The sequence below is a fragment of the Guggenheimella bovis genome (assembly GCF_054492335.1).
On sequence record NZ_JBQWTF010000001.1, the window covers coordinates 426,191 to 439,181 of the forward strand.

At 44.7% G+C, this 12,991-nt stretch carries 12 protein-coding genes, 1 tRNA gene and 1 pseudogene; 5 read left to right on the forward strand and 9 right to left on the reverse strand.

Annotated features, from left to right (window positions below; translation table 11 throughout):
- Positions 1-46: 46 nt before the first annotated feature.
- Positions 47-349 (forward strand): helix-turn-helix domain-containing protein, encoded by a 303-nt coding sequence (locus tag ACUB3H_RS02240; protein ID WP_459129025.1) that lies wholly within the window; start codon positions 47-49, stop codon positions 347-349.
- A gap of 41 nt (positions 350-390) precedes the next feature.
- A tRNA-Leu gene (locus ACUB3H_RS02245) sits at positions 391-477 on the forward strand.
- Between the two features lie 282 nt (positions 478-759).
- Here the strand turns inward: ACUB3H_RS02245 and ACUB3H_RS02250 are convergent.
- The 4 genes and pseudogenes from ACUB3H_RS02250 to ACUB3H_RS02265 form a co-directional block, all read right to left on the reverse strand.
- A complete protein-coding gene (locus ACUB3H_RS02250) occupies positions 760-1,161 on the reverse strand; it encodes a hypothetical protein (RefSeq protein ID WP_459129851.1) in 402 nt (133 codons plus the stop codon).
- A gap of 108 nt (positions 1,162-1,269) precedes the next feature.
- Positions 1,270-1,377 (reverse strand): annotated as a pseudogene (locus ACUB3H_RS02255) (recombinase zinc beta ribbon domain-containing protein); the annotation flags it as partial.
- On the reverse strand, positions 1,374-2,402 hold the full coding sequence (locus ACUB3H_RS02260) for a recombinase family protein (RefSeq protein ID WP_459129026.1): 1,029 nt from the start codon (positions 2,400-2,402) through the stop codon (positions 1,374-1,376). The pseudogene ACUB3H_RS02255 and the gene ACUB3H_RS02260, both read right to left, overlap by 4 nt.
- Positions 2,399-4,093, reverse strand: a complete 1,695-nt coding sequence (locus ACUB3H_RS02265) for a recombinase family protein (protein WP_459129027.1) — start codon at positions 4,091-4,093, stop codon at positions 2,399-2,401. Before ACUB3H_RS02265 ends, ACUB3H_RS02260 begins: the two co-directional genes overlap by 4 nt.
- A 613-nt stretch (positions 4,094-4,706) precedes the next feature.
- On the opposite strand from ACUB3H_RS02265, the gene ACUB3H_RS02270 reads away from it, so the two are divergent.
- Together ACUB3H_RS02270 and abc-f are read left to right on the forward strand one after the other, a co-directional pair.
- A complete protein-coding gene (locus ACUB3H_RS02270; protein ID WP_459129028.1) occupies positions 4,707-6,323 on the forward strand; it encodes an ABC transporter ATP-binding protein in 1,617 nt (538 codons plus the stop codon).
- The gene (gene abc-f, locus ACUB3H_RS02275; protein ID WP_459129029.1) at positions 6,323-7,822 is read left to right on the forward strand and encodes a ribosomal protection-like ABC-F family protein; all 1,500 of its coding nucleotides are present in this window, start codon (positions 6,323-6,325) and stop codon (positions 7,820-7,822) included. Before ACUB3H_RS02270 ends, abc-f begins: the two co-directional genes overlap by 1 nt.
- Before the next feature lie 443 nt (positions 7,823-8,265).
- Here abc-f and ACUB3H_RS02280 read toward each other — a convergent pair whose 3' ends face one another.
- Genes ACUB3H_RS02280 through hutH form a run of 5 tightly spaced genes read right to left on the reverse strand, consistent with a single transcriptional unit; the run spans position 8,266 to position 11,742 of the window.
- A complete protein-coding gene (locus tag ACUB3H_RS02280) occupies positions 8,266-8,562 on the reverse strand; it encodes a hypothetical protein (RefSeq protein WP_459129030.1) in 297 nt (98 codons plus the stop codon).
- Between the two features lie 36 nt (positions 8,563-8,598).
- Positions 8,599-8,976: an IS30 family transposase gene (locus tag ACUB3H_RS02285; protein WP_459129031.1), complete on the reverse strand. Its 378-nt coding sequence runs from the start codon at positions 8,974-8,976 to the stop codon at positions 8,599-8,601.
- A gap of 3 nt (positions 8,977-8,979) precedes the next feature.
- Positions 8,980-10,068, reverse strand: coding sequence for a S1C family serine protease (locus ACUB3H_RS02290; RefSeq protein ID WP_459129032.1), 1,089 nt, complete (start codon positions 10,066-10,068; stop codon positions 8,980-8,982).
- A gap of 8 nt (positions 10,069-10,076) precedes the next feature.
- Positions 10,077-10,253, reverse strand: coding sequence for a DUF896 domain-containing protein (locus tag ACUB3H_RS02295; protein WP_459129033.1), 177 nt, complete (start codon positions 10,251-10,253; stop codon positions 10,077-10,079).
- Positions 10,246-11,742, reverse strand: a complete 1,497-nt coding sequence (gene hutH, locus ACUB3H_RS02300) for a histidine ammonia-lyase (protein ID WP_459129034.1) — start codon at positions 11,740-11,742, stop codon at positions 10,246-10,248. The genes ACUB3H_RS02295 and hutH overlap by 8 nt, the downstream gene beginning before the upstream one ends.
- Positions 11,743-11,822: 80 nt before the next feature.
- Here hutH and ACUB3H_RS02305 point away from each other — a divergent pair, with 80 nt between their 5' ends.
- Positions 11,823-12,989, forward strand: a complete 1,167-nt coding sequence (locus ACUB3H_RS02305; RefSeq protein ID WP_459129035.1) for a CapA family protein — start codon at positions 11,823-11,825, stop codon at positions 12,987-12,989.
- Positions 12,990-12,991 lie beyond the last annotated feature (2 nt).

Consider the following 12,991-nt stretch of genomic DNA (forward strand, 5'->3'; position numbering starts at 1 on the left):
ATAAATGAGAATTAAATTCTATAATTAAGAAAAAACAGGAGGTCATATGAACATTGATGCTATAAAAGTGTTTCGAAAGAAAAAAGGAATCAGTGTAGAAACGGTCGCCAAGCACGTCGGCGTATCGACGAGCACCATGTACCGCTATGAAAATGGTGACATTCAAAAGATTCCCGTAGATAACTTCAAACTCATCGCTGAAGTGCTCGAAACGACTCCTGAATACTTATTAAACTGGAGCAAATCAGAAAAACCTCAGACCATGCTCCACCTCAAAGCACCACGTCAAGCCACTAAAGAAGAACTAAAGAAAATAGAAGACTACATTCAAGAGCTCCTTAAAAAGTAATTGCACCTAGGGAGCTTTTTTGCTACAATAACCTAGTATCAGCCGATGTGATGGAACAGGCAGACGTAGTGGACTCAAAATCCACCGGTAGCAATACCGTACCGGTTCGAATCCGGTCATCGGCACCATAACTGAACCGACAGTTGATACAATTCTCAGCTGTCGGTTCGTTATTTTTATGCGGAAAACCACTGTCATATCAAGGCTTTTTTGTTTGCACATGCACTCATTGAGCAACAGACCCTCAAAACGGCAAAATCGTTGCTATCGGAGGACTTTTGCTCATTGAAAACAACCTGTTTTGCGTTATAAAGAACTCGGTATCGTTAGATTTATATGTCCATAGGTGCATATCAAAACAAAGAGAAAACGGCTCGGAACTTGGGAGATTACCCAGGCTCCGAGCCGTTTTATATCTGTTCCGTTATTTCGATTCCACTTTTGAAAGTAAACACCACCGTCTCATCCGCATTGACGGTGGCATGGTCGACTGCCGCCAGCCAAAGATCATCGTCAAATTCAATGGGCATTTCCGATTGTTCTGTCAGCATCGCAGAGAATGCACTAATGCGATCGTTCTGCTCTTTCCTGCGTTGCCGTTCTGCTTCAATGGCTTCATACTGTTTCTGCATTTTTTCATAGCGGCGAGTGTGGCGCTCATAACGCTCCATATACTCCGCTTGGTTCTGTGCCTTGACGGTGTTTTCCTCAATGCACTGGCGAATCAGTTCGCTTACGATTTCCATCTCCTCTTCCAGGGTGGCTTGCTGTGCGTCCAGTTCCGTGCAGTCGCAAAGGGTGTTTTGTACCAAGCGGATGTCCTCCCAAATATGTTCCCGATCAGCTATCAGCTTACTGAATGCCCGAAGGAACATTGCTTTGATGTCTTTTTCGTATAGATGAGGTGTAGTGCAGCGGCGTTCGCCTTTGAACTTGTCATTGCACTGCCAGATGGTGCGGCGATATTTGTCTGTGGAATGCCACACCTTTGAACCATATACCGACCCGCAGTCCCCACAGAATATCATAGAGGAAAATACACTGGCTGCTCTGTATCGGCCACCGAGGGCCTTCCGCCTGGAGAATTCGGCTTGTCGCTGTCGGTCGGTGATGCATACTCCCGATACTCTCTCATGCTGTTCTGCGCCGCTTCAAACAATGATTTTGATACAATCGCTTCGTGCATGTCGGAAACAACGATCCAATCATTCCGGGAGATTTTTACCGTGTGGGTGTTGCCCACAACGTCCCGAATCCGTTTGCCGAACACTACCTTGCCGATATACCGTTCGTCCCGCAGAAACTTTCCAACCAAATTGCCCGTCCAGAAATTGTCTTCCTGAATGCTTCGCCACGGCGTTCTTGTGCAGCCCGCATCAATCTTGTAGTTTTTCGGAGAAATAACACCGTCTCCATTGAGCTCTGCGGCGATTTCCCATGTCTTTAGCCCGTCCGCCGCTCTTTGAAAAATGCGCCGAATCACGGAGGCAGCTTCCTCGTCTACAAGCAGATGATTCTTGTCCTCCGGGTCTTTTATATACCCATAGGGAGCGTATGGACTAAGAAACGCGCCGCGTTCCGCTCTCGCTTTTCTCGCGCTTCTTACCTTGCGGGAGAGATCACGGCTGTACAGGTCATAAATCAGCGTCCGAAACGATGTATCGAGGCTGTCTATGTCCTGCGGATTGATGCTGTCAAAGCCGTCATTGACGGATATAAAGCGCACTCCGAGGAACGGAAACACGCGGGAGATGTAATCTCCTACGGTGATATAATCACGCCCAAAGCGGGAGAGGTCTTTGACCACAATGCAGTTGATCTTCCCACGCTTAACCTGCTCTAAAAGCTCCTTTATTGCAGGACGCTCGAAGTTCGTACCACTCCAACCGTCATCACAAAACTCCAATATTTCAGAGCCGGATAAATCCGCGTGAGCGCTTACATAATCCCGAAGGAGGCGGCGCTGATTGGATATGCTTTCGGATTCATCTTTTTCGCCGGTTTTCAAGTCAACGTCTTCGCTTGAAATACGAAGATAAATTGCGGTAGTCATGCGCCATTCTCCTTTCCCTCAAGATATGTACAAAGTGCTCTGTATTCGTCACGGTAGCGGAAGATAATCTCAATATTGCTGTTCCCGTCAACATACACGCGCTCTATAAGTGCCTGCGCCATTTCCTTTGTAAGAGTATCCTCGCCTTTGAAACTTCCGAACGCCGTCAGAAAGCGATTTTCCGGCGTGTGCTCGGATTCTTCCGCCTGCTGCCGGGTGAGAGCTTCAATCAGCCGTTCCGCTTCCTCCGCTTCGGCTTTGTAACGGCTTTTCAGCGTGATGTATTCCTGCTCGGTCATGAGCTTATCCACATAGTTCTGATACAGACTGTCGTACAGATTGTTATAGCGCTTGAGTGCTTTCTTTGCGTTATCCAGCCGCCCTTGCAAATCGGCTGTCCGCTTTCTGTGTTTGGGAGAACTGTTCACCCTGCGCACAAGCTCGTCCATATCTGCGGCAAGCTCGATCTGCGTTTGGATAGCCTGCATGAGCATGGAGATCAGCGCATCTTCACGGATGTTCTTCTTCGGGCAGCTCGTTATATCGTTTGAATGTGTCTGACAGATGAAGGTGTACCACAGCTTCTTGTTATGGCTCACGTTTTTGTACCGTACCAGCGGGCGTTTGCAGTCTGCGCAGTATATCAGTCCTTTGAGGATGTTTTCGGTCGTTTCCAGATAGCTGAATCTTCCGAGTTTTTCAAAGTATTCCTCGTTCCTCTGCCGCATGATTTCCTGAACCTTTTCAAAGGTGTCTCTGTCGATGATCGGCTCATGCGTGTTCTCAACGATAACCCATTCTTCCTGCGGCTTTTTGTACTGCCTGCGGTTTTCATAGAAGGACTGCCGTTTTGTTCCCTGAACCATGTGCCCGATGTATACTTGGCGGGTCAGAATAATCTTGACTGCCTGTATATGCCATATTGCACCGTTATACTTTTCCGTCTTGCATACGCCGGTATTGTAGAGATAGGCAGAAGGGGACGGGATGCCGGAATCGTTGAGCTTCTTTGCTATTCGTGTAACGCTCATACCATCGACGCGCCACTGAAATATCTGCCGCACGACGGGAGCTGTCGCTTCATCCGGCTCCAGCTTTTGCGGATCATCCGCGCACTTGCGGTATCCGTAGGGAGCCCATGCGCCTATAAAATCTCCGTTTTTCTGCTTGGTTGCCAAAGCGGAACCCGACTTTTTGGAAATGTCCTTGCTGTAAACCTCGTTGATAAGGTTCTTCAGCGGAACGAGATAACCGTCCGCACCTCGCTCTGCGGTGAGCGTATCAAAGCCGTCGTTTACGGCAATGAACCGCACTCCGAGGAACGGGAAAATGCGTTCAAGATAGTTGCCCGTTTCCTTGTAATTACGTCCGAAGCGCGAGAGGTCTTTGACCACAATGCAGTCCACTTCACCGTGCTTGACCGCCTCCATGAGTTTCTCAAACTCGGGACGTTCAAAGTCTGTGCCGGTTCGCCCGTTATCGCAGAACAGGGCGTACAGAGAAAGAGACTTGTTATTTTCTATGAAATGAAGCAGAAGGTTTTTCTGTCCTTCAATGGTATCTGCTCCAGGTTTTCCGCTGTCCTCCACAGAGAGGCGGACATAAGCGGCGGTACGGTATTTTTTCTGTGCAGGTGCCGGAGCTTCCGCCTCCGGAAGAATCGGATTGATTTTGCGTTTCGTTCTTGCCACTTAAACCACCTCCCGTATTTGTGATCTTCGGAGAATATCCATCTGCCATGCAAATTCGTCCTCAAATCGGAAATGGACTTCCACGCGGTTGTCCTTGTATATGAGAATACGGTCTATCAGCGCCACAGCAATGCTGCGCTCCAGCTCCGTAATATTCTGATGCTTTTGGATTTTCCACGGCGAAAAATTCGCTCATTATTTGCTCCTGTTAAAAGATTGTTTATTCATGCGCTTGTCGTGTGTACGATTAACTACAAGCTCTGCACAATTAATACATAGCTCCAGCCAAACTCAGCAAAATTTTTCAGATTATAAATTTGCAATTTCTGTTCTTATGATATACTAATAAATACAAAAATACCATGAATGGGGTGTACTATGATGATTCGCATTTGGTTGTCAGTTTAACGGCACGAACATTTGAATACTTGTGTATGCTGCTTTGTGAAATGAAATCATGCTTCCACAGCTTTCTATTGTTCTGTGCCGTATCGACTTCAAAGTCATACCGCTTTGCCATTTAGGTGCGCCAAGCGGATAGTTTGATACAAAAAAATAGAAAGGTGCGATTTGTTGACGCTGTTGCTTGCGTCAGCAAAAGAGGTATAACATCGTGAAAAACATAATAAAGAGTCACTGGAAGTATTTAGCTATTTGTTTGCTTTTTGTATTCATTGCCGGCTTCGCTGGAACATATGTGCAATTTTTGAAGGGGGAATTGCTGGACACTGCGCTTGATGGCATATCAGCCGGAGTATTTAGACTTGCAATCGCCTTTTTTGCAGCCATAGCAGTAGAGATGGCGTCGTTTTACGGCTATGACTATTTTCGAGGGCGCTTTTCTGTTGCAAACAAGAAGTCTTTGCGTAGCTTGTATTTTGACTGGCTTCTAATGCGCAGCCCCGTAGAGGCGATGACCGTACAGCAGGGCGAATTTGTCGCGCAATACACCGACCAAATCGATCAAGTCAATGAAGGCTATCTTGGTAACATCCCGTTGTTAATAGAAATTTCGTCAAAGACACTCATTGTAAGTGCCGCGCTGTTTTGGTTAGACTACCGCGTTGCTCTTCTCACATTGTTTTTACTGACTATGCCGCTCTATATACCAAAGCTGATCGAGAAAAAGCTTCAAAATGCAAAAAACGAAAGCATCGACAGCTTTCAAAAACATCTCGGAAATATTGTCGAATGGCTTTCTGGGTTTGAACTGATAAAAAACTATTCTGTTGAGAAAGTGATCACCCGGAAATTTCGAGAGAGCAACGAAGAAGTCTCGGACAAACTATTCCGTTTCAAAAAGGTCACTTACTTATCAAAAACAATCACTGCGCTCCTATCGTATATGAGCCATTTTATCGTAATTGTGACAACTGCGGCGCTCGTTCTAAACGGAGACTTTTCTGCAGGTGATTTCTTTATTGCTGTTGGTCTTATCGACCAGCTTTCATATCCTATAATCGCAGTTTCCGCATACTTGCAAGAATACTTAAGCACGAAACCGGTAGCAAAAAAGCTTGAATCGTTGTTTGAGCAAGCACCTGCCGGTAGCGAACGGACAATAGAAATCTCACAGATTAATAGCGTTGCTTTTCGGCACGTATGCTTTGGTTACGAGGATGCATCTCCGATTTTAAATGACTTTTCACTCAAGGTGAACGCTGGCGAAAAATGTATTATTACTGGACAGAGTGGCTCCGGCAAGTCAACAAGCATGAATCTGTTGCTTGGATATTACAAACCCCAGAACGGAGAGATACTTATAAACGATTCAAGCGCCTTTTGCGTGAAGCAGCTGAACGAAAAGATTGCAATTATGCGGCAGGATCCCGTCCTGTTCAACGATACGTTGCGCAACAACCTCACAATGTATCGTGACATGTGCGATGATGAGCTGATCGCACTGCTGCAAAAACTCAATTTGCATAAGTTTGCAACCCCGGAAGGGCTCGACAGTATGATTCACGAAGGCGGCAGCAATCTATCCGGCGGCGAGCGTAAACGGATTGCACTTGCTAGAACATTGTTGCGTAAAGCTCCTATCACTATTATAGACGAGCCACTCGCCAATGTGGATTCGGAGACAGCCGAAAAGATTGAAGACATTCTTACCGAATTATCCGGTGGCATTGTTTTTGTTATCACGCATCATTTTTCGGATGAAAAGAAAAAGTTTTTTGCAAAAGAGTTCCACTTTAGTCATAACCATGTGGAACACGGAGAAATATGATGCGGGAAATCGTAAAGGCAAAACATGTTATGCTTGAATTCAACGGACGTGATGTTTTGAATATAAGCGAACTCTCTGTCGCCGAAAACGAAAGAATTGGGCTCATCGGCGCCAACGGCAGCGGAAAGACCTCCTTGCTCAGAATTCTTTCAGGAGAAATGGAGACTGCTATGTGCAAGGTTGTCCGCTATGGAAATGTGTTGTTTGTACCACAAGTGAGCATTGAGGATTCGCATCACATGGTTCCCACGGATTACATGGCATCCATCTGGGGTGTGAAGAATTGCGAACTTATCCATGCAAGCGGAGGCGAAGCGGCGCGCGTACGCATTTCACGTGCTTTTTCTGAGCAAGCTACGGCTGTATTCCTTGACGAGCCGACTGCACATCTTGATGAGCCGGGAAAAGAACTACTGATTAAGAGTATTCACAGTTTCGATGGAGCAGTTGTTTTGGTTAGTCATGATCGTGAGTTTCTTGATAGAACCGTCTCAAAGATTTGGGAGTTGAAAAATGGAAGCCTCCGTGAGTTTTCTGGCAACTATTCGGCGTACCAGCGTCAAATTGAAGAAGCACGCAAAGCGCAAGAATTAGCCTATCAGAAATATACGGATGAGAAAAGACGCCTTGCAGAAGCTGCGGCGACCGTACGGAAAAAAGCGGACAATCTATACCATAAGAAAAAAGGACGCCCCGCAAAGGATGCAGACCATTTCGGAGGTCGCTTAGGTGGGCAAAAATCCATCGGAAGCAAGGAAAAGAGCGCTCATAAGGCGGCTATCTCAATTGAACGCAGACTTTCCGGATTGGAAGAAGTCGAACGTCCGGAGCGACTACCCATAGTTAGATTCAGGCAGCCGGAGTATTTACTGGTAAATAATCCATACCCCATTGTTGCGGAGAATATAACAGTTTCTTTTGGCACAAATACACTCCTTGACAATGTGACCTTCCGCGTTGCGCGAGGTACAAAGGTGGCTTTGACCGGAGAGAACGGTGTGGGAAAGACAACGCTATTTCGGATGATTGCGGCGCATGACACACAAATTGCCATTGCTCAGAAATGCGTGATTGGTTCTTATGAGCAGAGGTATGAAAAATCTTCAAGCACAGAAACAATGCTGAGTTTTCTCATGAGAGATGCCCTTTGCAAGCAGCATGAGATGATTTCCATGCTCTCACAGCTCGGCTTCTGCGCCGCAGATATTCGCAAGGAATTGCGCCATTTGAGTGAAGGCGAGCTAAATAAAGTCATGTTGCTGAGCCTTTTGACAGGATGCTATAATGTGCTGCTGCTGGATGAGCCAACGGCCTTTCTTGACATATTTAGCGTGGAGGCGCTTGAACGAATGATTCGTGACTACAGAGGAACGGTGGTATTCATTACTCATGACAAGACATTTATCCGTAATTGCTCTGACTGCGTATTGACTATTAGGAATCAAGAAATTGTTCAAACGAGTATACGCAGCTTTGAAGATAGCAATTCGGATTGTTGAGACTAAGGAAGCAACTAAAAGGCTCTACTCCCGAAATCGTAAACTGGAGGATATTTTATGCCGCGAAAGGTTCTTGACAGAGGTTCGGCGCATAATAGGCTATTTTGCCCAAGCAAAAAAAGCTGCTTACAGCGCAGGTTTTGCGGCTTTTGCTTAGCATCTTGCATTGATCGGTTCCTGTGTCAAATGCACCGTGGAACAAATATCCTCCATAAATTTATGAACCTCAACTAAAAAATAAATTTATGAACCTCAACTAAAAAATGTGTTGCAATGTGTTGAATAATATGCTATAATTATTTGATCAGAGTGTACGAACGATGGAATATTCATAAGGATTATTGAAAACAACGATAATTTTTGAGTGACGTCCTCAAGCGGTGCCAACAGAAAGACCACACAACAGGCTACATAGTCTACTGTGTGGTCTTTTCCCTTTGGGCTTAATAAATCACAGTGACCGTAATCTCTTGCTCTATTTCCTTAAAGGATTTGCCATTAAAACACTTTTCTGAAAGAACTGCATCGATAACGGACTGCGGAACATCACCCTCACCCTCGATTTCGTGTTTGGCGATGCATTTTGCTGCGTCCGGTGTGCAATCCCAAATTACAAGGTAAGTCTTGTTGTCATTAACCTCTGGCTGTAACACATAAGTGGTTCCACTATACTCAAATTCTGCATCATGACAGTGAGAGATTAACTCATATAATTCATTCATTGTAATTCCTTGCATCATTTAACCTCCGATGAATTGCAAAAAATATTGCGACACTTACTCTAAACTAAGTTCGTATATAAATATATCAAATGGAGTTTGATAATTTAGACATTTTCTAGGTCTGGTATTAAGCTCCATTATATTTTTAATTAAATCTTCAACTTCAATTTTAGCCAAATCTGATTTCATTGGGTAATATTCCCTTAATAAACCATTTGAATTCTCATTACTTCCTCTTTGCCAAGCTGAATATGGGTCGGCAAAATAGAAATCTATTCCCATATTTTCAATTTCTTTATAACACGCAAATTCCTTACCTCTATCTGAAGTGACATTTTTTAAAGCGAATTTTTGTAGAGATTTTATAAGCCATTGGTACACATATTGGTACCTATAATCAAAAGAACACTGATTCCTCAGTGTTCTTTCCATTTTCTATCGGTTTTTCTTCGTTTCGCTAAAAGTGATCGAAACTTCTTTCGTAGCCTTTTCACGGTAAATCTTAGCTTCTACCGTATCCCCTGGCTTATGAACCCAGATGGCATTTCGTAGTTCTTCACCAGTAAAGGTATCCTTTGAACCGATGGAGAGGATTAAGTCTCCCCTTTCGATTCCTGCCTTATCTGCAGGTGAACCTGGTTCTACTGTAATAACGAGGACTCCCTTCGGATATCCTGCCTCTTGAAGGCTATCGAGGTTTAAATCTCTTGTAGAGACGCCTAAGTAGGACTTAGGAAGGTATCCCTTACTTTTAAGCGTATCTGCGATCTCTTTCGCTTGATTCATAGGGATGGCAAAGCCTACGCCCTCTACGTTTGTATCGCTGATCTTTAAGGTGTTTATGCCTATGACTTCTCCCTCCGAGTTAATGAGCGCTCCCCCACTGTTACCGGGGTTAATGGCTGCATCGGTCTGAATAAGTGAGTAGGCAAATTGAACGGATTCATCGATGTTTCGATTAATCGCAGAGACGATTCCTTGTGTAATGGACTGTCCAAAGCCGAGTGCATTTCCTACAGCGATGACGCTCTCACCTGGTTCGAGCTTAGATGAATCACCGAGCTTTGAAACCTTTAGTTCCTGCCCTACGGTATCTGACTTCTTAAGCTTTAATACAGCGAGGTCTACACTTTGATCTCCACCTACAACTTCGACGGGAACGGGCTTATTTCCAAGCATGATGCTTACGCGGTCACCACCACTTGCCACGTGGAAGTTTGTTAGGATGTAGTAGTATTCACTATCCTCATCGTAGAGAACACCGCTACCACCGCCTGCATAGCGCATTTCTCCATCGTAGTAGGCATTTTCTAGATAGACGTTTACCACACTATTTTTTACGCTCTTTACGAGAGCAATTCGACTTTCTTCGTTTGCCGAGAGGAGTGGTTGTGGTTTAGGAACTTCTTTTTCTACTCCTACAACTCTCGTTCTTACGAGATAATCGTAACTAAAAGCAAAAGTCAGTCCTACAACTAACGAGAAGAGAATGACAATGACGACGAGTTGAATAAAACGTTTCATAGTTCCTCCTATTCATCGACAAATTCAATATCTAAATTCTCCAATCGCTTTCGGAAGGATTCCCTGAACAGTTTCAGATACTCAGCTCTTAGCTTTTCTTGCTCCTTCTGTTCTTCTGGGGTAAGGCATCTTTCTTTTTTTAGCTTTGCGTAGTAGTTAATGCGTTCAATTAACGCTTTATTCATGAAAATCCTCTTTTAGATACTGTGCTGCCGATTCGATATCACTCGCTAAGAAACGGTCGAGATCGACGGCACTTACGCGTTCACGTAATCCTTCGTAAACCTTCTTCGTTCCTTTGCTAAGCTTATCTTTACCCTGAATCATGTCAATTCCTTGGCAGGCACAGAGTAATTCAATGGCTAATACATTTCTTGCATTCTTAAGAATCGACTTGGCTTTTCTAGCAGCGATCGTTCCCATCGATACATGGTCTTCTTGGTTCGCACTCGATGGAATGGAGTCGACCGATGCAGGATGCGCTAAGACCTTGTTTTCACTGACTAAGCTTGCTGCTGTATACTGTGCGATCATGAAGCCTGAATGAAGTCCACCGTGATTTGTAAGGAAGGCTGGTAGTCCACTTAGGTTCGGATTCACGAGGCGTTCAATGCGTCGTTCAGAGATGTTTGCGAGTTCACTGATGGCGATTCCTAGGAAGTCGAAAGGAAGTGCCATGGGTTGACCGTGGAAGTTACCACCTGAAATGGCGATCTCGTCTTCTTTAAAGATAATCGGGTTATCGGTGACCGAGTTAATTTCAATTTCTACATGTTCTTTGATGTAATTTAATGCATCTAAGCTTGCACCGTGAACTTGTGGAATACAGCGGAGTGTATAAGCATCTTGTACGCGAAGTTCTCCTTGAGAACTGATGAGTTCTGAATCTTTTAGGAGTTCTCTCATGCGTCTAGCGACTTCCATCTGTCCCTTGTGTGGTCTCACTTCATGAAGTCTTGGATCAAAGACGTCACGGATGCCTCTTAGTGCTTCCATGGTAAGACCACTGACGTACGTGATGTTATCAAAGAGTCTCATGGCATCGTAGAGCGTGAGCGTTCCGATGGCTGTCATGACTTGCGTTCCATTGATGAGTGCAAGACCTTCTTTTGCTGCGAGATCGTAAGGTTTCTTACCTTCTTTTTCTAGCATCTCTTTAGCAGAGATCCACTCTCCGTGATACTTACACTTGCCTTCTCCTAGAATGACACTGATGACATGTGCTAAAGGTGCAAGGTCTCCACTAGCACCTAGACTTCCTTGAGAAGGTACGTAAGGAATGATGTCCTCATTTAATAACCATAAGAGCTCTTCTAGTGTCTCTAGACGGATGCCAGAAAAGCCTCTTGAAAGCGCATTAATGCGAAGTAAAAGGATAGCACGAATCTCATCGTCACAGAGGACTTCTCCTACCCCTGTCGAATGACTGATGATGAGGTTTCTCTGAAGATCTCTAATTTCAGCCTTTGAGATCGATACGTCAGAAAAACGTCCAAAGCCTGTCGTAATGCCGTAGATGACGCGTTCCTCTTCGACAAATTTTTCAACGAGGTCGCTTGATTCTTTAATGCGAGCCTTTGCTTCCTCACTGATCTCTACTCTTACCTTGTTTCTTGCGACGTTTACAACGTCTTCTATTGTTAGTGGTCTCTTTCCTATCAGTAGTGTTTCCATAGTTTCCTCCGACTCTTATTAAAACATTTTTCTTGGCCTGTTTCAACATTATGCTATACTTACGTTGAGAAAGGAAGACTATGAAAAAGAGATGGATCACGCTATTACTCATCGCCTTGATCTTCTGTGTTGGATGTGAAGATTTAAGAGACGATCTTTTAAGTAAAGGAACTGTTTTTGCCCCAAAAGAAACGGTGACTCAAGAACCAGAAACAAAAGAAGCAGTAAAGGAAATACCAGAGGATAAAGAGATTACAATCTCAGCAATCGGTGACGTCTTAAGTCACGGTTACTGCACGAAAGCTGCAAAGACCGAATCAGGCTATGACTATCTACCGCAGTTTGAAAAGGTTCAAAATGCCTTTGACGAAGACGACTTTACGATCGCAAACTTAGAAAGCATGACGGCAGGAAAGGAGTTCGGTTACACCGGTTATCCTTCGTTTAATGCCCCAGAAAACCTCTCCGAGACACTAAAAAAGATCGGCGTCGATGCCGTAAGTACTGCTAATAATCACGCCATGGATAAGGGGGCTAAGGCAGTACCCAGAAACCTTGAAAACGTGAGAAACATTGGCCTCATTCCCTTTGGAACAGCAGCCAGTGAAGAAGAAAGAAATACACCTGTCATTGTAGATGTTGAAGGCATTAAGGTGGGACTTTTAAGCTATACCTATGGAACGAATGGAATCCCTGTAAAGAACGAATACGCCGTAAACCTCATCGATCCTGAAGTCATTCGTAAAGACATCGAAAGGACGAGAAAAGAAGGCGCAGAGATCATAAGTGTCAGCATGCACTGGGGTGTCGAGTACACAGACCATCCCATCGACATCCAAAAGGAACTGACGACGCTTCTTGAAGAAGAAGGTGTAGACATCGTTCTAGGCTGTCATCCTCACGTCGTTCAGCCCATCGAACTACGTACGATTAACTACAAGGGCGAAGAAAAGAAGATGGCAATCATCTATTCACTCGGAAACTTCTACTCCGGCCAGACGCAGCCCCACACGAAGAGCGGCATCATCTTCCGCGTCAAGGTAAAGCGTGAAAATGGTAAAGCACGTGTCGCTTCCACCGACTACACCTTGACCTACGTTAACAGCTGGGTCAAAAAGAACGGCATTACGACCTACAGTGTGCTTCCTGTAACAGATCCCGAAGAATACAGTGATCTAACCAAGGCTAAGGAAATAAAAAAAGAGTTCGAACGACTCAATGAACTCGTAAATAGCAAAGTGGAGTGATG

Bases quoted from the DNA above. Each gene is read 5' to 3' on its own strand.
- abc-f (WP_459129029.1), top strand. From the start codon at position 6,323: ATGCGGGAAATCGTAAAGGCAAAACATGTTATGCTTGAATTCAACGGA.
- ACUB3H_RS02260 (WP_459129026.1), bottom strand. From the start codon at position 2,402: ATGACTACCGCAATTTATCTTCGTATTTCAAGCGAAGACGTTGACTTG.
- ACUB3H_RS02290 (WP_459129032.1), bottom strand. From the start codon at position 10,068: ATGAAACGTTTTATTCAACTCGTCGTCATTGTCATTCTCTTCTCGTTA.
- ACUB3H_RS02285 (WP_459129031.1), bottom strand. From the start codon at position 8,976: ATGGAAAGAACACTGAGGAATCAGTGTTCTTTTGATTATAGGTACCAA.
- ACUB3H_RS02305 (WP_459129035.1), top strand. From the start codon at position 11,823: ATGAAAAAGAGATGGATCACGCTATTACTCATCGCCTTGATCTTCTGT.
- ACUB3H_RS02295 (WP_459129033.1), bottom strand. From the start codon at position 10,253: ATGAATAAAGCGTTAATTGAACGCATTAACTACTACGCAAAGCTAAAA.
- ACUB3H_RS02280 (WP_459129030.1), bottom strand. From the start codon at position 8,562: ATGATGCAAGGAATTACAATGAATGAATTATATGAGTTAATCTCTCAC.
- ACUB3H_RS02240 (WP_459129025.1), top strand. From the start codon at position 47: ATGAACATTGATGCTATAAAAGTGTTTCGAAAGAAAAAAGGAATCAGT.
- hutH (WP_459129034.1), bottom strand. From the start codon at position 11,742: ATGGAAACACTACTGATAGGAAAGAGACCACTAACAATAGAAGACGTT.